The following is a 20,172-nucleotide window of genomic DNA, read 5'->3' as shown; positions in this document are numbered from 1 at the left end:
TAAAAGGAGGAAGAGCCGTGGCGAATATTTTATTAGAAAAACGTGATTATATCGGATTTGTCACGATTCATCGCCCGGAAGTCATGAACTGTTTTGACTATGCGACACTGGTGCAACTGGGCGAGGTAGTCGATCAAATTTATTTTGATCGTGACATCCGGGTGGTGATTTTTACGGGAGCAGGCGATAAAGCTTTTAGTGCAGGAGCGGATTTAAAAGAGCGCAAAACGCTGTCAGAGACAGAGGTGCGCCGCAATGTCAAGAAAATCCGCGATGTGTTTGATGCGGTGGCCCATTTGCCCCAGCCGACGATTGCAGCGGTAAACGGCTATGCTTTTGGCGGTGGATTTGAACTAATGCTTTCATGCGATTTTCGAATTGCAGTGAAGGAAGCGGTGATGGGGCTTACCGAGGTAAGCTGGGCGATTATTCCGGGAGCCGGCGGAACCCAGCGTTTACCGCGGTTGATTGGCGAGGCAAAAGCAAAAGAATTGATTCTCACTGCTCGCAAAATAACAGCTGACGAAGCGTATGCATATGGTCTTTTAACAAAAGTAGTGGAAAAAGGAGAGCTGCTGCCAAGCTGCGAGGCGCTAGCGCATGAAATGCTGCAAAATGGTCCCATTGCATTGCGGCAAGCGAAATTCGCCATCCAGCAAGGGATGAACGTCGACTTGCAAACAGGGCTGTCAATTGAGGCGAAGGCGTATGAGCAGACGATTCCGACTAAGGATCGTCTTGAGGCATTAGCAGCATTCAGTGAAAAACGCAAGCCCCATTTTACTGGTGAATAAGAAAAAAACAAACGGGAGCTCCATCGCATGAGGCTCCCGTTTTATCATCAGATGCTTTTTATGCTATTCGTATTGTAAATGTTATAAAAATTTGCTAAAATACTGAACCATGAAAGTGTCGGAAGGGAACCCCTTGCTAAATAGGAAATAAGCGAAAACGGTAGGGACAAAGGGTGTCAAATATGAGCATAAATACACGATCAATGATTTTTACGATTTATGGAGACTATATTCGCCATTATGGCAACCAAATTTGGATTGGTAGCCTGATTCGGCTGCTAAAAGAGTTCGGCCATAACGACCAGGCAGTGCGTGCGGCGATTTCTCGCATGAGTAAACAAGGATGGGTGCAAGCAGAAAAAAAAGGGAACAAGAGCTATTATTCGCTGACACCGCGCGGCATAAAACGGATGGAGGAGGCAGCGAAGCGGATTTACAAAATCCGTCCAGAAAAATGGGATGGAAAGTGGCGCATTTTTGTTTACACGATTCCTGAGGAAAAGCGCTCCCTGCGGGATGAACTGCGAAAAGAGTTGGTATGGAGCGGATTTGGAACGATTTCCAACAGCTGCTGGATCTCTCCGAACCATTTAGAGAAACAAGTATATGATCTCATTGATAAATATCAAATTGAGCCGTATGTCGACTTTTTTATTTCCGAATATGACGGTCCGCACACGAATGCACGGCTTGTTGAAAAATGTTGGGATTTAGAAGCGATCAACCAGAAATACGAAGAATTTATTTCGGTGTACAGTCAAAAATACATCATTGATAAAAATAAAATCCAACGGGGCGAAATGACAGATGCGGAATGCTTCGTAGAGCGGACGAAACTCGTTCACGAGTATCGGAAGTTTTTATTCATTGATCCGGGGCTGCCAGAAGAGCTATTGCCGAAAGAATGGATGGGCAGTCATGCGGCTTCGCTGTTTAGTGAATACTATAAAGAGCTGGCCAAACCGGCAAGCCGCTTTTTTGAAGAAGTGTTCACAAATGGAAATGAATTAATAAAAAAAGATACACAATACGATGTCTATACTCATGAGCTGATGATGGAATAATCTATTGGGCCCAAGCCGCAGGCGTGTCTTGGAGCGTCGATGTTCAGAAGATGATTTGGGGTCCGGTCTTATGAGAATTATCCATAGAAAAAGCACGAAAATGACCTTGTGTCTCAGGCGTGTACGATGCCATTTGCCTTGCTTGTTCACACTCGCGTCTCCGTTTGGCTGCGTCCCTTGGTCTGCCAAGCGCTTTCAGGACAGCCCGCGACGGAAACGATGGAAGGGAATGGGGAAAATAATAATAGACAAAGTCAAAATGGACTTTGTCTACCATATGAGGCACAAGGATGATCTTGTGCTTTTTTTTATTATAGCTGCACCTATTAACGGGAGTGATTTAGCAGTTCGCGATATTCTTTTCCTTTTTGTACATATGTGTCAATGGACAACTGAATAAGCTCTAAATCTTTTTCATTAATTTCGCGGACGATCTTACCAGGCGAGCCGACCACAAGTGACCGTGGCGGAATTTTTTTGCCCGGTGGAATAAGCGTATTGGCGCCAATAATGCATTCTTCGCCAATTTCTGCTCCATCTAAAATGGTTGAGCCCATGCCGATGATGGAGCGTCTTCGAATCGTGCATCCATGTAAAATGACATTATGACCAACGGTTACTTCATCTTCAATGACAAGCGGAAATTCGGCATATAAGTGGCATGTGGAATTATCTTGAATGCTGCACCGCTCTCCAATTGTAATCGGCGCTTCATCCCCGCGAAGCACCGCATTAAACCAAATAGTCGATTCTTTGCCGATTTTCACATCGCCAATAATATGGGCTCCGGGAGCAATAAAGACGGTTTGGTCAACATCTGGGGTTTTTCCGTTATATGAATAAAGCATTTTCAATCTCTCCTCAAATGTGATAAGGTTATGATAAGTATAACATATTTTTAACGGGGAGAGAATTTCATGAATGATATTTGTCGTTTTTTTCATATTCGTTATCCCATTATTCAAGGGGGGATGGGGAATATTAGCAATGCTCAGCTGACAAGCGCGGTTTCCGAGGCGGGGGGCCTTGGAACGATTGGTGTGGGAACGATGACACCTGATGAGGTGGAGAATATTCTTGTGGAAACACGCCAGAGAACCAATCGTCCTTTTTCTGTTAATATTCCCATTCAAGTAACTCCGTATATAGAGGAAATGCTCTCGTTAGTGTTTAAGCACAAGATTCCGGTGGTTTCATTATCAGCGGGAAATCCAGCCCCTATTATTCCGATGCTGAAGGAACGGGGAGTGAAGGTGATCGTGGTGACAGCATCGGTAAGACAAGCGCAAAAGGCTGAGGCTGCTGGTGCAGACGCGCTGGTTGCGGAAGGATATGAAGCAGCGGGAATTAATTCGCATCTCGAATTGACGACCATGACTTTAATCCCGCAAATTGCCCGAGCGGTTCGTGTGCCGGTGATTGCAGCAGGAGGCATTGGCGATGGGAAGGGGTTGCTCGCTGCTTTGGCTCTCGGAGCAAAAGGGGTGCAACTGGGGACCAGATTGATAGCGACCAAAGATGCTCCTTTCCATGAAGATTATAAGCAGCTTGTAATAAAGGCTGGAGAAAATGAAACTGTTATCGTTGGTCGTACAGTCGGCAGAGTGCGGAGAATTATGCGCACAGCCTATGCGGAAAAGTTGCTTGACTATGAAAAGTCAGGAGTTACTCTTGAAGAATTTAACCGTTACACATCAGAGGACTATCACCGCCGTGGAGCTCTTTCTGGTGATTTTGTCGAAGGCTTTGTGAACGCTGGTCAAATTTCTGGATTTATTCAAGATATACCGACTGTACAGGAGCTGTTTGACCAAATGATGAGTGAAGCGAAACAACAATGGAATGAGCTTCGCGAAATGTTTTTAGAACAATAATTTTTATATAGAAAATATAAAAGCGCCTCCATGATGAGGGGCTTTTTTTGTAATGATTCAATTTTTGAGAAAATTATTGACTTTTGATTTTATCGGTTGATAATATTTAATTATCATAACGTTATTTTAACGTTAATAAATATTTTTATGATGTTAATTGTGTAAACGTTTACAATTTAAACGCTTTACATCGCTAAAATATCTTGATAAAACCTAATTTAAAAATGTTTTGATCTAATAGTCTAGCATATTGAAAATGTTATTTTTTTTATTACGTTTATAAAACGTCTTATATTATTATCGTATTATTAAGAGGGGTGGAGAAATGAAACGAGGGATGAAAGTTGGAGATACAGCTGTTGTGGAGGCGGTTGTCACTCCTGATATGTTTGCGCAATTTGAAGGCCATGTCGTTCATCCGGTTTATTCGACGGTTTCGATGGTGTATCACATGGAATGGGCATCGCGAAAAATTATATTGCCGTATCTTGAAGATCATGAGGAAGGAATGGGGGCAGCTGTTTTTGTTAAGCATGTGGCCCCAACTCTGGAAGGATCGACGGTAACCGTTACGGCCACGGTAACGGAGCTTCGCGATCATGTTGTGATGACGAAGGTGGAAGCGAAAAATGGCGAAAGATTGATTGGTGTGGGCGAGGTCAAGCAAGTCATTTTGCCAAAGGAAAAAATTAAGGAGATGCTTCAAGCGACACTACATTCATAGGAGGAAGAGGGAATGAATGCGGTTACAAATGAATGGAAATCCATTGATTTATTTACACAAATGAAGGAGCATGAGCAAGTCATTTTTTGCAATGACGAACAAACAGGCTTGAAAGCGATTATTGCCATTCATAATACGACGTTAGGGCCGGCTCTCGGTGGCTGTCGTATGCAGCCGTACCCTACTGTTGATGCAGCGCTTTTTGATGTGCTTCGCCTTTCAAAAGGAATGACGTATAAATGCATTGCGGCCGATGTCGATTTTGGTGGAGGAAAGGCGGTTATCATTGGTGATCCGAATAAAGATAAAACACCGGAATTGTTTCGAGCGCTGGGCCAGTTTGTTGAATCGTTAAACGGCCGTTTCTATACAGGAACAGATATGGGGACAACTCCAGAAGATTTCGTACATGCGATGAAGGAAACGGACTGTATCGTCGGTGTGCCGCAAGAGTATGGCGGAAGCGGTGACTCCTCCGTTCCGACAGCGTTGGGTGTGATTTACGGCCTGCAAGCGACGAACAAAGCGTTATGGGGAAGCGACGACCTCCAAGGCAAAACGTATGCGATTCAAGGGCTTGGCAAGGTTGGTTATAAGGTGGCAGAGCAGCTGTTAGAAAAAGGTGCCAACCTTTATGTTTGCGACATTAACCAAGCGGCTGTTGATTCGATTGTTTCCTATGCGAAAGAAATCGGCGGCTCGGTAAAAGTGGTACAAGGTGACGAAATATACCGAACCGATGCGGATGTGTTTGTGCCATGTGCTTTTGGAAATGTTGTCAACGACGACACCATTGATGCATTTAAAGTAAGAGCCATTGTCGGTTCTGCCAATAACCAATTGCTTGATGTACGGCATGGTCAGATGCTGCAAGAAAGAGGCATTTTATACGCGCCGGATTATATTGTCAATGCAGGTGGCCTCATTCAAGTATCGGATGAATTATACGGCCCAAATAAAGAACGCGTGCTGCAAAAGACGAAAGCGATTTATTCGACGCTTCTTGATATTTATACACAAGCGGAAAATGAACAACTTACAACGATCGAAGCTGCGAACCGCTTCTGTGAAAAGCGGCTGGAAATGCGAAGCAGAAGAAACAATTTCTTCTCTCATAAAAAGCGTCCGAAATGGGATATTCGTCTGTAAATAATGAAGAAAAGAGGGTGATGGGATGGAACAGCAATTTCCAATGATTCAAGTGATGAATAACGATGGGGAACTTGTAATGACAGAATACCGTGAACAAATCACAAAAGAATTGGCCATGACCTTTTACCGCCATTTAATGCGCACAAGAACGTTCGACCGAAAATGTGTCAGCCTTCAGCGGCAAGGACGAATCGGAACGTATGCGCCGTATGAAGGACAAGAGGCAGCGCAAGTCGGCAGTGCACTCGCGCTAAAGGATGATGATTGGTTGTTTCCGACCTATCGCGATCATGGGGCAACGATGACGTTTGGCCATTCGTTAACCCGCATTTTGCTGTATTGGAGAGGTCGAAACGAAGGGTGCGTTCCGCCAAACGGCAAGAAAATCTTCCCGCCAAGCGTGCCGATTGCGACGCAATTGCCGCATGCAGCGGGTGCAGCGTATGCAGAAAAAAGAAAAGGAACAAAAAATGCGGCCATCGTTTATTTTGGAGACGGAGCGACATCGGAAGGAGATTTCCATGAAGGTTTAAATATTGCCAGCGTCTTTCAAGCGCCCGTTGTCTTCTTCAATCAAAATAATCAATATGCGATTTCTGTGCCGATAACAAAACAAATGAATTCGCAAACGATCGCGCAAAAAGCATTAGCATACGATATTCCGGGTGTTCGCGTCGACGGAAATGATGTGCTCGCGGTATATTTTGAAACACAGAAAGCACTTGAACGGGCAAGAAATGGTGAAGGACCAACGCTCATTGAAGCAATCACATGGAGATATGGGGCACATACAACAGCGGATGATCCGACAAAATACCGCAATCAAGATGAAAGCAAAAAGCGTCGCGAGCTGGCTGATCCAATCCAGCGTCTTGAGCGATTCATGAAACGAGAAGGCTTTTGGGATGAAACGTGGGCACAATCGGTTCAAGAAGAAGTGGGCCGGGAAGTCGAGCAAGCAATAACAGAAATGGAAAACTACCCAGAAGCCAAATCGGACGATATGTTTGATTACGTATTCGCTCAGCCAACGTGGACGATTGAACAACAAAAGAATGAATATAATGCATGGAAACGGGGGAGTATCCGATGACAATGGCGGTTAAAACAAATACGTTGACGCTTGTTCAGGCAGTGACAGATGCGATGCGGACCATGTTGCGTGAACGGGATGATGTCCTTGTGCTTGGAGAAGATGTCGGCAAAAACGGCGGAGTATTCCGCGCCACTGACGGGCTGCAAGCGGAATTTGGAGAAGATCGGGTGATCGACACGCCATTAAGTGAAGCGGGATTTACGGGCGCGGCCATCGGCATGGCGGTTAACGGATTCCGACCGATTGTTGAAATTCAATTTTTAGGATTTATTTATCCAGCCTATGAACAAATTATGACACATGCATCTCGAATCCGTTCGCGGACAATGGGACATTTTACGGTGCCAATAGTCATTCGTGCGCCGTATGGGGCGGGAGTGCGCGCACCCGAAATCCACTGTGATAGCACCGAAGCCCTATTTACCCATATGCCGGGAATCAAAGTCGTTTGCCCATCGACTCCGTATGATGCAAAAGGGTTGCTGATCGCGGCTATCGAGGATCCGGATCCCGTTTTATTTTTAGAACCGATGAGATGCTATCGTTCATCTCGCGAGGAAGTGCCGGAAGGAAAATATACGATTGAGATTGGCAAAGGAAAAAAGTTGCGTGAAGGGGACGATGTGACGGTTATCGCTTGGGGAGCGATGGTGCCGGTAGCCATGAAAGCAGCGGAGGAAGCGGCGAAAAAAGGTATTCAAGCCGATGTCATTGATTTACGCACCCTTTATCCGCTTGATCGGGATCTCATCGCCGAATCAGTACAAAAAACAGGGCGCACGGTCATCGTTCAGGAAGCGCACGCGACAGGCGGAGTGGCCAACGATATCGTCTCAATTATCAACGATACATCATTCTTATATCAAAAAGCGCCCGTTGAGCGAGTGACGGGTTTTGATGTCCCTGTGCCGTTTTTTGCGCTTGAGGATTACTATTTGCCGACACCAGAACGGGTATTGCACGCAATTGAGAAAGCAGTGAAGTTTTAGTTGGAGGGGGTATAGGAAATGTTGGAAGTCAAGCTTCACGATATTGGTGAAGGAATGACCGAAGCGGTTGTCATCCATTATTTTGTCAAAAAAGGCGATGATGTAAAAGCCGATCAGCCGCTTGTCGAGGTGCAAACGGATAAAATGGTGGCCGAAATTCCTTCGCCAGCGGCGGGGACCGTCCTTGACATTTTCGTTCCAGAAGGTCAAACAATCGCGGTCGGAACGACATTGTTGTCTTTGCAGACGGAAGCGGTTGGACATGAGCAAGCGAAGGAGCAGGCCGCTGTGACGGTCGAAGCGGAAGTCGAAATTGAAAGCGAACCAGTCATAGGCGAGCCTGCCAGAACAAATGAAAGCAAAACAAAACCACAACGAATTCTTGCTTCGCCATACACAAGAAAAATCGCGCGTGAGCATGGCATAGATTTATCTCTTATTCAAGGAACAGGACCAGCAGGACGCATTACTGATGAAGATGTGTATCGCTATCTTCAAGGGCAACAAGCACCAACACAACAAGAACAAGCAACACAGCTAGTTGCTCCAGCGGCCGAACGCGAGCCTGCGTCCGTTACGGTGACAAAAGAAGAAACGAAAGAGGAAATGATCATTCCGTTCCGTGGCCGCCGCAAGCAAATCGCGAAAAAAATGACGCAATCGCTCTTTACCATTCCGCATTGCACGCATTTTGAAGAAATCGATGTAACGGAGCTTATTGCGTTGCGCGAGGAATTAAAGGAACATAATGTGAACATTTCGGCAACAGCGTTTTTCATTAAAGCGCTCTCGTTGGCGCTGAAACAGTTCCCGATTTTCAATGCAAAGCTTGATGAGGAAAACGAATGCATCCGCCTTGAGAAAGAACATCACTTTGGCATTGCGGTTGACACAGAAGAAGGATTGATTGTTCCGGTCATTAAAAATATCGAAAAGAAATCGTTGCGCCAAATTCATGAAGAAGCGAAAGCGTTGACAAAGAAGGCGATGGAAAATCAATTGTCATTAGCTGAAATGACAGGCGGAACGTTTACGATCAGCAATGTCGGCCCTCTTGGAGGAAGCATTGGGGCAACGCCAATCATTAACTATCCGGAAGTGGCGCTTGTCGCGTTCCATAAAACGAAAAAACGCCCTGTCGTACTGGAAAATGATGAAATTGCTGTGCGCTCGATGATGAATCTTTCGATGTCGTTCGACCATCGCGTTGCCGACGGAGCGACAGCGGTCGCATTTACGAATTATTTTGCCAAACGAATCGAAAATCCGAAATTGATGTTGATGGAGTTGATCTAAATGGTCGTAGGAGAGCTTGCTCACGAACGTGATGTCGTTATCATCGGCGCGGGTCCCGGGGGATATCATGCGGCGATTCGCGCCGCACAGCTTGGACTCACCGTCACATTAGTCGAAAAAGAGGAGCTTGGTGGCGTTTGTCTAAATAAAGGATGTATTCCATCGAAAGTGTTTGCTCACGCGGCGCAAAGCATGACCAGCGTTCAGCACATGAATGACATGGGGATCGAATGGGCTCATGTGGCTTTCCATCCTGGAAAGCTTCAACAATATAAAACAAAAGTGATGAGTCAGTTGCGTCAAGGTGTGGAGGCGCTCTGCAAAGCAAACAAAATTGAAGTCATGAAAGGAACGGCTTTCTTTTTAGCGGAGAATCGGATCGGGGTGGAAAAGGGGGATGCGTTTGATGTGTACCGATTCCGATATGCGATGATCGCCACTGGCGCTTCGCTCGTTTCGCCAGCTTCGATCCATGTGGACCACAAGCGTGTGTTGAACGCCTACTCTATTTATGGATTAGAAGAGCTTCCAGAGCATCTTGTCGTCTATGGCAGTGATTATATAGCGCTTGAAGTGGCAACAAGCTTTCGTGCCTTTGGTGTCAATGTGTCGCTTATTTTAGAAGCCGATGATTTCGCTTTCGATTCTTCGATTAACCGCGAATTGCAGCGTTTGCTTAAAAAAATGAAAGTAAAAGTCTATAAGAATAGCCGATTGATCAAAGCAGCGAACGATGGCGAACAAGTGACGGTTTCCTTGTCTGTGAAGGAGCAGGAAACAGTGACGATTGAGGGGTCTCATCTGTTTGTTTCGTGCCGTTTGCAAGCGAATATCGAAGAATTGGGCATTGAACGTCTTGATCTAGAGCGGACAGAAGAGGGATTTATTCGCGTGGATGCCCAGTCTCGAACAACGTTGCCGCATATTTTTGCCGTGGGGGATGTGACAGGCGGACCAGCGCTTGCTGTCAAAGCGATTAAGCAAGGGAAAGTAGCGGCGGAAACGATGGCAGGAAAGCAATCAGAAGCAGATACGACGTTTTTGCCGACGATCGTTCATTCGATTCCGCCGATTGCCAGCGTCGGGCTGACGGAAGAAGAAGCCAAAGATCAATATAAAGACGTTCGCATTGGACAGTTTCCGCTCACTGGAAACGGCTATGCAAGCATCATCGGACAAAAAGATGGCTTTATTAAAGTGATCAGCGATGCCGACAGTGAAATGGTACTCGGTGTCCATATGATGGGGGCTGGGACGATTGAACTCATTTCAAGCGGAGTGATCGGACTTGAAATGGTAGGCCGCGAGGAAGATTGGAAGTTTCCACTTTATCCGCATCCAAGTATCAATGAAGGTTTATTGGAAGCAGTTGAAGCGCTAGGTGCTGAAGCGATTCACCTTCTACCGCTGAAACAAAAAGGAGCGGTCTCAAGCTGAGACGGCTCCTTCAAAAATATCACGATGATGTTTTAAAAGAGTTTGTTGCACTTTAGCGAGAGAAGGTGCTCCGTTTTCAAATGTATATGAACCAAGACGAACCAAAGAGTATTCATTGCCAGGATCGAAAACAACTTCGACAACCTCTTCACTTCCGTCCTTCATTTCTTGAATAAAACCGATATCCGATACCTTTACATCTACTTTTTTATATTTTTGCAATAATACATGATACCCTTTTTTTAGCTCTTCCGTAAAAATGGCTTCCGTGCTGATCAATTCATGAACAACCATTGTTCAACTCCCCCGATTTTCTAAAAATGATCCATAGAGAATATACGACTAATCTATAAAAACATGAATCCTGTTTCGCTAACGTTCACAAAATCGTCATATCTATTTGAACGTTATGTGACAGACTGTTTTTGTCTTTTATATTCAAGCGATGTGGAACTGGATAGATTCAGATTGAAAAAATGGACGTCAATAAAAAAGCGAAAATATTTCAAGGGATGGAAAGCATGACGGAAAAGTGACCAGATGATCAGCTGATTTTGCCGATCGTTTTCGTTATACGGATCCGTGATGACAACGACTTTCGAAAACGGCCTAAAGTTTTATCATACAAGAACATGTTAATCTACATTAACAGGCGAGTGATGAAGCAAAAAATTAAATGTATTTACAAATAAGGAAAATTTTTATATGATCACAAAAAGATAGAGAATGATCGTTTTGGCTAGAAGGAGAGAATGCAATCGTAAGAAAGAATGTGAGAAGGAAAGGAGAAGCTCATAGATGTAGCGGGCAACGCTCATGTATTGGAGCGGGACGCGGGGGAGGTTCATTGGCTGAAAAATGGGCTCCTGCATCGATGATTTCTCATGTTTGATTGAATACGGGCAAGAAAACGTTCAGAGAGGAGGAGAAGAATGGAGATTACGCTCATTCGTCACGGAAAATCTGTGTGGCAGGAAAAGAAGCGATGGATAAATTCCGCGCAGTTTTCTCAATGGATTGCCGCGTATGACGCCGCAGGCATATGTCAAGATCATCTGCCTCCCAGCGAGACACTGAAGAAAGCTCGGAAGGCCAGCGTTTTCATTACAAGCGCATTGCCGCGTGCTGTTCAATCAGCTGAACATCTTTCTCCTTTGTGTGCGGTGGAAAAAAACGAACTATTTCGCGAGGCAGAATTGCCTGTTCCATTTTCTTCTATCAGTTTTTTGCGGCTTCCTGTATCTTTATGGTTGGTGCTGGCGAGAATTTGTTGGTTTTGCGGGTATTCTCCCGGGGTGGAATCCTATTCACAAGCAGTGGTTCGTGCTGAGAGGGCTTCCCAGCTTCTCGTGGAGTATGCGAAACTTCACGAAACGGTAGTCGTTGTTGGACATAGCTGGTTTCACAAGCTAGTAGGAAGACAGTTGATAAAAAAGGGATGGAAATGTTGTACAAGCAAGAGCACTTCTTATTGGCATGCTTGTACATATATTGCAGAATAAATGCTTCGATCCTTTATCTTTCATTCACATATTTTCCCTAATTCTGTCATAAAAATGAATCAGAAATGCAGAACGGGAGAGGGGAAAGTGCGTGAGGGAGAACGAAAGCCATCATGAAGAGACAAGCGAACAAGAACAAGTGAGTCAAGAAGAAGTAGTGCCATCGCGCCAAAGGATGCGAAAGCAGATTGTGTGGCACAAACGCTATCGAGCGTTTTTATGGGCTGCGATTTTGGGGGGTGTTTTTTGTTTTTTTATTGGTGTGATGATGAAAGGGTATGCTGCACTAAAAAATGAAATGAGCAAGGAAGCGGCCGTTCATCAATTTGAACAAGCGCTTAAAAAGAAAGATGTGCGCACATTGAAAAACTATATTCGGAGCGAGGAAATCACGGTGAACGAAAAAACGTTGGCCCCCTTGTTCACATATGTCGATCAGCATCCAAAGGCATATGAGATGCTTGAACGTGATTGGGAGCGGCAATGGAACGAAAAGCATGTCTATATAAAAGGGCTGACATCCATACCGCCCATTTTTACGATGAAGGTGTATGAAAAACAATTTTTTTTGTTTCACCAATACGTGTTTGAGCCGACTCTTTATTCGTTTGTTATTCGTCAAGAAGAGGAGGCTACGGTGCTTGTGGATGGTAAAGCCGTTCAAGGCAAACCGACAAAAGAACCGTTTATGAAGAAGTACGGTCCTTATTTTCCTGGCCTGTACACAGTAACGATAACGACTAAAAAGGAAACGAAAACAAAAAAAGTGGTTTTATTTGGCGGCAAGCGAGTACATGAGATCCAATTTTGAGAGAGGGAGATCCATCAAAAGGGATCTCCTTCAATACGTAAAAACAGCATGAACAATAGCGGTAATCGTCACATCCTGTGTTTGAATCGGCGGGGCGGCAGATGCGGCGAGAACAGTCGTTCGCGGCTGTGGGGAAGGATGAATCGAAGAGATGGTTTGCTCTTTTAATTCGATGGGGGTGTCGTGTAAAGGAAGGCTGAGCGTGCGGGCAAGAACGATCGCTTTTTCTTGAGCATTTTTGACAGCGAGAGCGAGAGCTTGCTGATAATAGGGCTGTTCATGCGCGAGTTTAAATTGCAGTTCGCGGGCGATATTGGCTCCGTTCGTTACAGCCGCTTCGTAAATCATGCCGACCGTTTTTACATCTTTCACTGTAATTTCAAAAAGATGTTCGACCTCATATCCTGCTAACACCGCGATATTGTTTGTATACGTATATTTTGGATAAATTGAAAACGAGATCGTATCGATTTCTTCCTTATGAATGCCGATCGCTTCGAGCGCTTGAATCATGGCGTTTACCCGCTTCGAGTTGCTGGACAGCGCTTCAAGTGCGTTTGTATGTTCTGTGCGAATACCAAGTGTGATCGTTACAGTATCCGGCTTCACATAAAGAATGCCTTGACCAGTGACGGTGATCGTTCGCGAGCGTGGGGCGGCTCCCGGTACGGAAGGTGTGGCGTAATACGAATACGGGTGAGCATCATGCATAAGAACACCTTCTTTCCTCTATGCTGCGTTGCGATGGTCGTCATCTTCAAGCGCATACCAATAATAGATGCGCGGCAATCTAAAATAACACCAATATTCTTGTAACAACGTCAAGCCAACAAATGCACACATTTGCCAATCAATATATTTCATTTTCAATTCTTCATCTCCTTCATTGGCAATCCTTGCTATAGTCAGCATATTCAGGCTTGAAGTTGTCTTATGACTTTCGAAAATGAAACAAAAATCGCAGTTGCTTCGTATCAAAGGAGAGGACATGGTATAATATCAATAATCCATTTATTTAAGGAAGGGATAAAAATGAAACGATTGTTGATGACCCTTTGGCGGTGGTTTGTTTCGTGGAACGTCGGTTTTATAACAGCCACGATCGTTTTCTTTCTTCTTGATTATCAATTTTTTCTTTCATTTATATCAGGAACAGCTGCTATGGTGCTTACCTCTTTCTGTATGAAATGGAGATCGCAGCGAATTCATGCCGGCGATCTCTTAAAAGAAGAAAAAGACTATATACGCACACAACTTGCAGAAGCGCGAAAAAAATGGCGAAGAATGCGGCGGGCGCGTTTAAAGATTCGATCAATGGTAATGTGGCAGCGGATATCACACATTAGTGCTACCGTGGATAAAATGATTCAAGCGGTTGAACGGCAGCCGCAAAAGTTTCGCGTCGCTCAGTCATTTTTCATCCAAGAGCTGGATTCGGCAGTGACGATGATTGAAAAGTATGCCTATCTTATTCACCAACCTGTTCGCAGTGAAGAAATGAAGGAAGCGCTGCGCAAGACGGAAAAGCTTTTAGAAGAACTGGAGAGCTCAGCTGAACAGCAGCTTTTGGCGATCCTTTCGGATGATGTGTTCGATTTAAAAATTGAAACCAGGCTGCTAGAGCAATCGCTTCTTGAAGAACAAAACAAACCAAAAAACACAGAGTGGAGAGAGGAGAAAAAGTATGAAACCGTCCGATAACGAAGCAAAGAACGAACTTCGCGAGCAAGATTGGACAAGCTCGCTTGATTCGCTCCTCGAAAATCCTTTCTCTTTGCCTGCGGAACAAAAGGCAGGATCTGTTGAAGAAGAGCGACCAAACAAGCTGATTGATTCACTTAAGCAGGAACATCGTGAAAAAGCGCTTCAGCTTGCCAAGCAAATTGATCCTAGCAATCAGCAGGCGATCGTTCAGTACGGAGTAGCTGCGCAAGCAGAGCTGTCAAAGTTTTCGCATACCATTTTAAATCATGTTCAGGCAAAAGATGCAGGACCTGTTGGAGAAGTGATCAGCTCGCTGATGACCAAAATTAAAGAAGTTCGCCCAGATGATTTGTTACCGGAGAAAAAAGGCTTCTTGTCGCGGATTTTTGGCTCTGTATCTAAATCGCTTCAAGGGATGGTAGCGAAATATCAAAAAATCGGTGTGGAGATTGATAAAATTGCGGATCAGCTGGAAAGGCATCGTCAGTTGCTATTTCGCGACATTATGATGCTGGAAACGTTATATGAGAAGAACAAAGAATATTTTGATGCGCTCAACATTTATATTGCGGCAGCCGAATGGAGGCTTGAGGAATTGCGAACCGTGCTCATTCCAGAAAAAAAGGCGAAAGCTCAACAATCAGGAAATCAAATGGAAATGCAGGAAGTCAATGATTTATTGCAGTTTGCTGACCGTTTAGAAAAGCGGATTCATGATTTAAAGTTAAGCAGACAAGTCACCATTCAAACGGCGCCACAAATCCGGATGATTCAGCATATGAACCAAACGTTGGTCGAACGAATCCAATCTTCTATTCTCACAGCCATTCCATTATGGAAAAATCAAGTCGTGATCGCATTGACGCTCTTTCGTCAGCAAAAAGCTGTACAAGCGCAAAAGCAAGTAGCGGAAACGACCAACCATCTATTGCTCCGGAATTCAGAAATGCTGAAAACGAACAGCATTGAAGTGGCGAAAGAAAATGAACGCGGCTTGATTGATATTGAAACGCTAAAGAAGACACAGGAAAACCTCATTACCACATTAGAGGAGACGCTCAAAATTCAACAGGAAGGGCGAGTGAAGCGCCAGCAAGTAGAGCGAGAGCTTGTGAATATGGAGGAACAGCTCAAGCAAACATTGTTATCATTAAAACGAGAGGAATAATCAAAAAAGCTGACCGTATTTATAACGATGGTCAGCTTTTTGGGTTTTTATGATTTGGGTCTAATTCTTCTGCCGTTTCCATTTGTACAGAAGGAATCAAAGGCTTAGCCGGACGTTTTTCGGCGACTTTGCCATCGCGCAATACGATTTGCTGCATATAGGCGTGAAAAGGCGCTTCACCAAGAGTAACAAGCAACGCTGTGAAAAACGAGGCATTCAATACCGCGGCAGAGGCGGTATAAAAGCTGCCTACTCCTATCCATAGCCCAAAAAAGACAAGGCCAAAATCGGCAATCGTTGCTGACAGATTCCCAAAACGCGTTAAAATCCATAAATCGCCAATTGCATAGGCAAAGCATGTCATCACAAGGCTCAACCATAAAAGCTCTGCTGTGGATACTCTCAGAAATAAAGGAATAATCGAAAAAAATATGGTTGTAAGTAAAATGTACTTGATCACAAGAGAAAGAATATGCTTCATTGATAAACGCCTTCCTTTTATATGAATTATTCCGCAGGACGATTCGGTCCGTTCAGCTTCTTATCCCCGTACCCTGTCTTTTTCGGTTGGGAATGGGATGGATCAGGTTGTTTGCGACTTTTATTGTGTGAAGAGTGTGTCATGTGCTCGCCACCTTTTTAACCATATTTCATGCCATCGTTAGTTTGGCCTATTTTCTCCAGTTTATTACAACCATAACGTTTCTTTTTTATTTTCTTTTACGTTTACATTTAAGAATGAATCGCGAGGAATGGCTCAAAATAGAAGGTGAGTAACGGTTGAGTACACTGTCCATCTCGATGATGAAGGAGGAAGTTAGTATGGCTGAAAAGGGACAAGGTGATTTTAAAAGAACGGAAGAGATTCAGAGTAAGGAAGCTAACGACCGAAGATCTTTAGGATTTTCAGAAACTCATGAACAAGTGAATGATGTATATATGGAAGGAACAATCGATGTGGTGTCAGAAGAAGAGTAAAGTGTTATCGTTAGGATAAGTTATGTCACATTTTATAACATTATTTGTTTTTTTATAAGGGAGACATAATGGATTATGAGTTGACACGTAATGAATATAAACACAACTGAAAGGTTGAATAGACGATAACTGTAAAAATACACCGTCTCAGAAATTTCTGGTGACTTGCTTTCATTGCACATTTCTATGGCGAAGGTGGGAAACAATGGACCGTTATTCACGTTTCTGTGAGCGTCATTGTTCATGTAGGCCGACGTTCCAAGTATGTTAGGTTTCCTCATCGATTATCATGTCAAAAGAACGCCTTGTTGAAGGCGTTCTTTTTTATGTAATAATAATTTACAAAAAAATTAAAAATGTAATCGTTTTCTCAAAAAATAATGGTTGCTACCGCGAATTATATGTAATATATTATAACATATATATGTTATGTATAATAACAAAAGAGAAGGGGAGATGAAGATGAGTCCAAAAGAAATATCGTTAGCGCTTGACTCATTATGGGTCATGATGGGGGCTGTATTAGTGATTGGAATGCAAGCGGGATTTGCCCTATTAGAAGCAGGATCGACGAGAATGAAAAATTCGGGCCATGTTGCCGGAAAACAAATTTTAAGCTTTTCTATTGCTTCTTTGGCGTTTTGGGCGTTTGGTTTTGCGATTACATTTGGAACTGGTAACAGCTTTATTGGAACGGAAGGATGGTTTTTAAAAGAAGGAGATGGAACATTTGATGCGTTATCGTGGGCAAATGTACCTCTGGCATTGAAGTTTTTATTCCAGCTTGGATTTGCAGGAGTATCGCTGGCGATTGCTTGGGGAGGTTTTGCGGAACGGGCGAAACTGGCAGTGTACTTTATATTCGGAACGATTTTTACCGTATTGATTTATCCGGTGATTGGACACTGGGTATGGGGAGGCGGCTGGCTTGGAGAAATGGGAATGCAGGATTTTGCAGGTTCGACTGTCGTTCATTTGCAGGGAGCCGTTGCTGCGCTGATTGCCACCATTTTGCTTGGGCCTCGTATCGGAAAATTTAATAAGGATAAAACACCAAATGTGATTCCAGGACATAATCAAGTATATACCGTCATTGGCGGCTTTATCTTATGGGTGGGTTGGTTTGGATTTAATGCTGGAAGCACGATGGCTGTAGGAGACGGATTTTTCGGCTATGTTGCTTTGACAACCAATCTAGCAGCTGCAGCTGGAGCCGTAGCGGCGATTGTTACTTCGAAAATTATGATCGGAAAAGCGGATATTCCAGCGATGGTCAATGGTGTTTTAGCGGCTCTTGTTGCGATTACAGCAGCGTGTGCCTTCGTTGAACCATGGGCTGCGGTCGTCATTGGAGCCGTAGCAGGGGCGGTTACATTTTGGACATCTGTATATTTTGAACGAAAAGGAATTGATGATCCGATTTATGCGTTTTCCGTTCATGGCATCGCCGGAGCGATTGGAACGATTTCGACCGGATTTTTTGCTTCACCGCGCTTGGTAGAAATTACTGGAGTGGGGGAAGCGGGACTTGTTTATGGAGGAGGATTCCATCAATTAATCGTTCAGGTTGTCGGCGTGCTGGGGGCAGCTGTTTATGTCGCAGCGGTGTCATTTATTGTCCTGTTTCTTCTTAAGAAAACGATTGGGTTGCGTGTTACGGCAGAGCAAGAAATTTCTGGACTTGATATTAGCGAGCATGGATCATATGGTTATCCAGAGCAATTAGATCCTGTGTTTATCAACCCTTCCACAAAATCAGTGGTTCAACAGTAAAGATGAGGTTGCTAAAGGATCTTATTCAACAAATCAACCAAGCTAAAACGGTGGAGGAGTTAGGCCGTTTTCATCAGGAGCTAGCCTATCAGCTACGCGGTGTGACGGAAAGAGAGAGAATTCCCTCTCTTTCCTATGTTTTAAGTGATGTCCATGATGCCATCATGAAACAAGCGATCGCGCTTGCCGAGAAAGCGGCTAGGCGCGCGTCTGTAGGCAGACCGCCGGCTAGATGGTGCTGGTATGCAATGGGCAGTATTGGGAGGGGAGAGCCGACGGTATGGACAGATCAAGATCATGGCATTCTGTTTGAATGCGCTGCTGAAGCCGAGGAAGAGTGCTATATATTCATTCGTTATTTAGCTGAGATTGGCACAAAGTATTTATATGAGATGGGTTATCCGTATTGTACAGGAAATGTCATGGCGACAAACCGCAGATGGAGTCAATCGCTCCGTCATTGGCAGGAACAAATCGCTACTTATATCGACCACCATTTTCCAGATGATATCCGTTTTCTTCTGATTGCGATGGATATGCGTCCCATCTATGGGGCGAGTGAATTAGTGGTCGAAGGCAAGCGGTTTTTGATTGACCGGATTCATCACCATTCTCTTTTATTAAAACGAATAGGGGAGCATGTGATTTTTCCGCGGGTTCCGCTTGGGTGGTTCGGCAATTTTCAACTGGAGCGTTGGGGGCCATATAGCGGTTGCTTGCATTTGAAGTACAGCGGCTATGTCCAATTAGTGAATGCGCTGAAGTTTTTGGCTTGTCAAGGAAATATTGCGGCGATGCGGACGAGAGAAAGATTAGAGGAAATAAGTGCCCAATTGCTTTTGCCAGTTGAACTGGCGGAAGCGACGCGCGAAGCATTTTTCACATACGCATATTTTCGGTTGAAGTATTCGCTTGCGATAGATAACAATGAATATGTTTCCGTTCACATTCTTAATCGGCATGAACGAACGCAATTAAAACAAGCCATGAAGATTTCCCGGCGATTACAGCGTTTAGTGATGAGGCGGGCTGGTGATTGATCCGATGAATGAACAGCAACGTTTTTGGCAGCGAGCGCTTCGCCTGCTGTCCCTTGGAATTCCGCGCGAAAAAATATCGGCTGCATCAGAAACTGAAGGGCGAACATTTCAGCAAGAAGCATGGGATCGAGCGATGCTAAATGAACTGAAGAAAAAGCAGATCAGCATAAATACGCGTCTTGAGCAGATTCCTTTTATTATTGTTGACACAGAAACAACAGGATTTTATCCAAAGAATGGTGATGAAATTTTTGCGCTGGCCGCTGCCAAAACCATTAATGGAACCATGAAGGATTTTTATTTTACGCTTGTTTGTCCGGAAAAAGAGATTCCGGAGCATATTTCGCAATTAACAGGAATTACAATGGAAGATGTCCGGCATGCACCGCGTCTAAAGGAGGAAATGAATCATTTTTTAGCATTGATGGGAGAAGGCATTTCAATGGGCTATCATATTGCGCACGACCTTGCTTTTATTAACCATTTCCTTTGGACTAACTACAGAACAAAATGGACGATGCGCTTTCTAGAGCTGCAGCAGGTGATGGAAGCTGTTCACCGCAAGCCATTTTCTACGCTTGATTCGGCCTTGGAGCATTATCGCATTATCTGTGAAAAAAGGCATACGGCTGATGGCGATGTCCAAGCGATGGTGCTGCTTTGGACGAATTTATTGCAAGAGTTGAAACAAAAGCAAATTGAAACATTGCATGATCTATATACGCTACTAAGCATCTATTCATAAAAAAAGCTACCGTCCTCGGTAGCTT

At 44.3% G+C, this 20,172-nt stretch carries 22 protein-coding genes; 17 read left to right on the top strand and 5 right to left on the bottom strand.

What is annotated here, in order from left to right; translation table 11 throughout:
* Window positions 1-17 precede the first annotated feature (17 nt).
* A complete protein-coding gene (locus tag GGQ95_RS13490; RefSeq protein ID WP_066148577.1) occupies window positions 18-794 on the top strand; it encodes an enoyl-CoA hydratase-related protein in 777 nt (258 codons plus the stop codon).
* A gap of 188 nt (window positions 795-982) precedes the next feature.
* Entirely contained in the window at window positions 983-1,858 is an 876-nt protein-coding gene (paaX, locus tag GGQ95_RS13485) for a phenylacetic acid degradation operon negative regulatory protein PaaX (RefSeq protein ID WP_183186979.1), read from the top strand.
* Between the two features lie 326 nt (window positions 1,859-2,184).
* Here the strand turns inward: paaX and GGQ95_RS13480 are convergent, their stop codons facing one another.
* Window positions 2,185-2,706, bottom strand: a complete 522-nt coding sequence (locus GGQ95_RS13480; protein WP_044746478.1) for a gamma carbonic anhydrase family protein — start codon at window positions 2,704-2,706, stop codon at window positions 2,185-2,187.
* A 69-nt stretch (window positions 2,707-2,775) separates the two neighbouring features.
* On the opposite strand from GGQ95_RS13480, the gene GGQ95_RS13475 reads away from it, so the two are divergent.
* The 7 genes from GGQ95_RS13475 (at window position 2,776) to lpdA (ending at window position 10,426) form a co-directional block, all read left to right on the top strand.
* Window positions 2,776-3,732: an NAD(P)H-dependent flavin oxidoreductase gene (locus GGQ95_RS13475; protein ID WP_066148582.1), complete on the top strand. Its 957-nt coding sequence runs from the start codon at window positions 2,776-2,778 to the stop codon at window positions 3,730-3,732.
* A gap of 325 nt (window positions 3,733-4,057) precedes the next feature.
* Window positions 4,058-4,456: a thioesterase family protein gene (locus tag GGQ95_RS13470; RefSeq protein ID WP_044746417.1), complete on the top strand. Its 399-nt coding sequence runs from the start codon at window positions 4,058-4,060 to the stop codon at window positions 4,454-4,456.
* Window positions 4,457-4,468: 12 nt separating this feature from the next.
* A complete protein-coding gene (locus GGQ95_RS13465) occupies window positions 4,469-5,605 on the top strand; it encodes a Leu/Phe/Val dehydrogenase (RefSeq protein WP_044746418.1) in 1,137 nt (378 codons plus the stop codon).
* 25 nt (window positions 5,606-5,630) lie between these two features.
* Window positions 5,631-6,701 carry a pyruvate dehydrogenase (acetyl-transferring) E1 component subunit alpha gene (gene pdhA / locus GGQ95_RS13460; protein ID WP_159719949.1) on the top strand — a complete coding sequence of 357 codons (1,071 nt, stop codon included), beginning with the start codon at window positions 5,631-5,633 and terminating at the stop codon, window positions 6,699-6,701.
* Entirely contained in the window at window positions 6,698-7,693 is a 996-nt protein-coding gene (locus tag GGQ95_RS13455) for an alpha-ketoacid dehydrogenase subunit beta (RefSeq protein ID WP_044746420.1), read from the top strand. Before pdhA ends, GGQ95_RS13455 begins: the two co-directional genes overlap by 4 nt.
* Before the next feature lie 21 nt (window positions 7,694-7,714).
* On the top strand, window positions 7,715-8,989 hold the full coding sequence (locus GGQ95_RS13450; protein WP_159720853.1) for a dihydrolipoamide acetyltransferase family protein: 1,275 nt from the start codon (window positions 7,715-7,717) through the stop codon (window positions 8,987-8,989).
* Window positions 8,990-10,426, top strand: coding sequence for a dihydrolipoyl dehydrogenase (lpdA, locus tag GGQ95_RS13445; protein ID WP_183186940.1), 1,437 nt, complete (start codon window positions 8,990-8,992; stop codon window positions 10,424-10,426).
* Here lpdA and GGQ95_RS13440 read toward each other — a convergent pair.
* Window positions 10,418-10,720 carry a hypothetical protein gene (locus GGQ95_RS13440; RefSeq protein WP_044746422.1) on the bottom strand — a complete coding sequence of 101 codons (303 nt, stop codon included), beginning with the start codon at window positions 10,718-10,720 and terminating at the stop codon, window positions 10,418-10,420. The two genes, lpdA and GGQ95_RS13440, sit on opposite strands and share 9 nt — an antisense overlap.
* A gap of 638 nt (window positions 10,721-11,358) precedes the next feature.
* Here GGQ95_RS13440 and GGQ95_RS13435 point away from each other — a divergent pair.
* Together GGQ95_RS13435 and GGQ95_RS13430 are read left to right on the top strand one after the other, a co-directional pair.
* Window positions 11,359-11,928: a histidine phosphatase family protein gene (locus GGQ95_RS13435; RefSeq protein ID WP_159719946.1), complete on the top strand. Its 570-nt coding sequence runs from the start codon at window positions 11,359-11,361 to the stop codon at window positions 11,926-11,928.
* 91 nt (window positions 11,929-12,019) lie between these two features.
* Window positions 12,020-12,739, top strand: a complete 720-nt coding sequence (locus GGQ95_RS13430) for a TcaA second domain-containing protein (protein ID WP_183186939.1) — start codon at window positions 12,020-12,022, stop codon at window positions 12,737-12,739.
* Between the two features lie 30 nt (window positions 12,740-12,769).
* On the opposite strand, the gene GGQ95_RS13425 is transcribed toward GGQ95_RS13430, so the two are convergent.
* Window positions 12,770-13,450 carry an SIMPL domain-containing protein gene (locus tag GGQ95_RS13425; RefSeq protein WP_082741666.1) on the bottom strand — a complete coding sequence of 227 codons (681 nt, stop codon included), beginning with the start codon at window positions 13,448-13,450 and terminating at the stop codon, window positions 12,770-12,772.
* An 18-nt stretch (window positions 13,451-13,468) separates the two neighbouring features.
* Complete coding sequence (locus GGQ95_RS13420) at window positions 13,469-13,609, bottom strand: hypothetical protein (RefSeq protein ID WP_156450522.1); 141 nt, start codon at window positions 13,607-13,609, stop codon at window positions 13,469-13,471.
* 162 nt (window positions 13,610-13,771) lie between these two features.
* Between GGQ95_RS13420 and GGQ95_RS13415 the strand changes: the two genes are divergently transcribed.
* Together GGQ95_RS13415 and GGQ95_RS13410 are read left to right on the top strand one after the other, a co-directional pair.
* Window positions 13,772-14,440, top strand: coding sequence for a 5-bromo-4-chloroindolyl phosphate hydrolysis family protein (locus GGQ95_RS13415; protein ID WP_066148593.1), 669 nt, complete (start codon window positions 13,772-13,774; stop codon window positions 14,438-14,440).
* On the top strand, window positions 14,424-15,611 hold the full coding sequence (locus GGQ95_RS13410) for a toxic anion resistance protein (RefSeq protein WP_066148595.1): 1,188 nt from the start codon (window positions 14,424-14,426) through the stop codon (window positions 15,609-15,611). Before GGQ95_RS13415 ends, GGQ95_RS13410 begins: the two co-directional genes overlap by 17 nt.
* A gap of 31 nt (window positions 15,612-15,642) precedes the next feature.
* Here the strand turns inward: GGQ95_RS13410 and GGQ95_RS13405 are convergent, their stop codons facing one another.
* Complete coding sequence (locus GGQ95_RS13405) at window positions 15,643-16,092, bottom strand: YndM family protein (protein ID WP_066148598.1); 450 nt, start codon at window positions 16,090-16,092, stop codon at window positions 15,643-15,645.
* Window positions 16,093-16,433: 341 nt separating this feature from the next.
* Between GGQ95_RS13405 and GGQ95_RS13400 the strand changes: the two genes are divergently transcribed.
* From GGQ95_RS13400 to GGQ95_RS13385, 4 genes are all read left to right on the top strand, one after another.
* A complete protein-coding gene (locus tag GGQ95_RS13400; protein ID WP_231734624.1) occupies window positions 16,434-16,589 on the top strand; it encodes a YozQ family protein in 156 nt (51 codons plus the stop codon).
* Window positions 16,590-17,051: 462 nt separating this feature from the next.
* The gene (locus GGQ95_RS13395) at window positions 17,052-18,362 is read left to right on the top strand and encodes an ammonium transporter (RefSeq protein ID WP_066148600.1); all 1,311 of its coding nucleotides are present in this window, start codon (window positions 17,052-17,054) and stop codon (window positions 18,360-18,362) included.
* A gap of 2 nt (window positions 18,363-18,364) precedes the next feature.
* Entirely contained in the window at window positions 18,365-19,402 is a 1,038-nt protein-coding gene (locus GGQ95_RS13390) for a DUF294 nucleotidyltransferase-like domain-containing protein (protein WP_183186938.1), read from the top strand.
* A complete protein-coding gene (locus GGQ95_RS13385) occupies window positions 19,395-20,147 on the top strand; it encodes an exonuclease domain-containing protein (RefSeq protein WP_236546249.1) in 753 nt (250 codons plus the stop codon). Before GGQ95_RS13390 ends, GGQ95_RS13385 begins: the two co-directional genes overlap by 8 nt.
* Window positions 20,148-20,172 lie beyond the last annotated feature (25 nt).

It is taken from the genome of Anoxybacteroides rupiense, assembly GCF_014196195.1.
GTDB lineage: Bacteria > Bacillota > Bacilli > Bacillales > Anoxybacillaceae > Anoxybacteroides > Anoxybacteroides rupiense.
This window is presented reverse-complemented; position numbering and strand designations above follow the sequence as displayed.

Bases quoted from the DNA above. Each gene is read 5' to 3' on its own strand.
- GGQ95_RS13480 (WP_044746478.1), bottom strand. From the start codon at position 2,706: ATGCTTTATTCATATAACGGAAAAACCCCAGATGTTGACCAAACCGTC.
- GGQ95_RS13475 (WP_066148582.1), top strand. From the start codon at position 2,776: ATGAATGATATTTGTCGTTTTTTTCATATTCGTTATCCCATTATTCAA.
- GGQ95_RS13470 (WP_044746417.1), top strand. From the start codon at position 4,058: ATGAAACGAGGGATGAAAGTTGGAGATACAGCTGTTGTGGAGGCGGTT.
- GGQ95_RS13465 (WP_044746418.1), top strand. From the start codon at position 4,469: ATGAATGCGGTTACAAATGAATGGAAATCCATTGATTTATTTACACAA.
- pdhA (WP_159719949.1), top strand. From the start codon at position 5,631: ATGGAACAGCAATTTCCAATGATTCAAGTGATGAATAACGATGGGGAA.
- GGQ95_RS13455 (WP_044746420.1), top strand. From the start codon at position 6,698: ATGACAATGGCGGTTAAAACAAATACGTTGACGCTTGTTCAGGCAGTG.
- lpdA (WP_183186940.1), top strand. From the start codon at position 8,990: ATGGTCGTAGGAGAGCTTGCTCACGAACGTGATGTCGTTATCATCGGC.
- GGQ95_RS13440 (WP_044746422.1), bottom strand. From the start codon at position 10,720: ATGGTTGTTCATGAATTGATCAGCACGGAAGCCATTTTTACGGAAGAG.
- GGQ95_RS13435 (WP_159719946.1), top strand. From the start codon at position 11,359: ATGGAGATTACGCTCATTCGTCACGGAAAATCTGTGTGGCAGGAAAAG.
- GGQ95_RS13425 (WP_082741666.1), bottom strand. From the start codon at position 13,450: ATGCATGATGCTCACCCGTATTCGTATTACGCCACACCTTCCGTACCG.
- GGQ95_RS13415 (WP_066148593.1), top strand. From the start codon at position 13,772: ATGAAACGATTGTTGATGACCCTTTGGCGGTGGTTTGTTTCGTGGAAC.
- GGQ95_RS13410 (WP_066148595.1), top strand. From the start codon at position 14,424: ATGAAACCGTCCGATAACGAAGCAAAGAACGAACTTCGCGAGCAAGAT.
- GGQ95_RS13405 (WP_066148598.1), bottom strand. From the start codon at position 16,092: ATGAAGCATATTCTTTCTCTTGTGATCAAGTACATTTTACTTACAACC.
- GGQ95_RS13400 (WP_231734624.1), top strand. From the start codon at position 16,434: ATGGCTGAAAAGGGACAAGGTGATTTTAAAAGAACGGAAGAGATTCAG.
- GGQ95_RS13395 (WP_066148600.1), top strand. From the start codon at position 17,052: ATGAGTCCAAAAGAAATATCGTTAGCGCTTGACTCATTATGGGTCATG.
- GGQ95_RS13390 (WP_183186938.1), top strand. From the start codon at position 18,365: ATGAGGTTGCTAAAGGATCTTATTCAACAAATCAACCAAGCTAAAACG.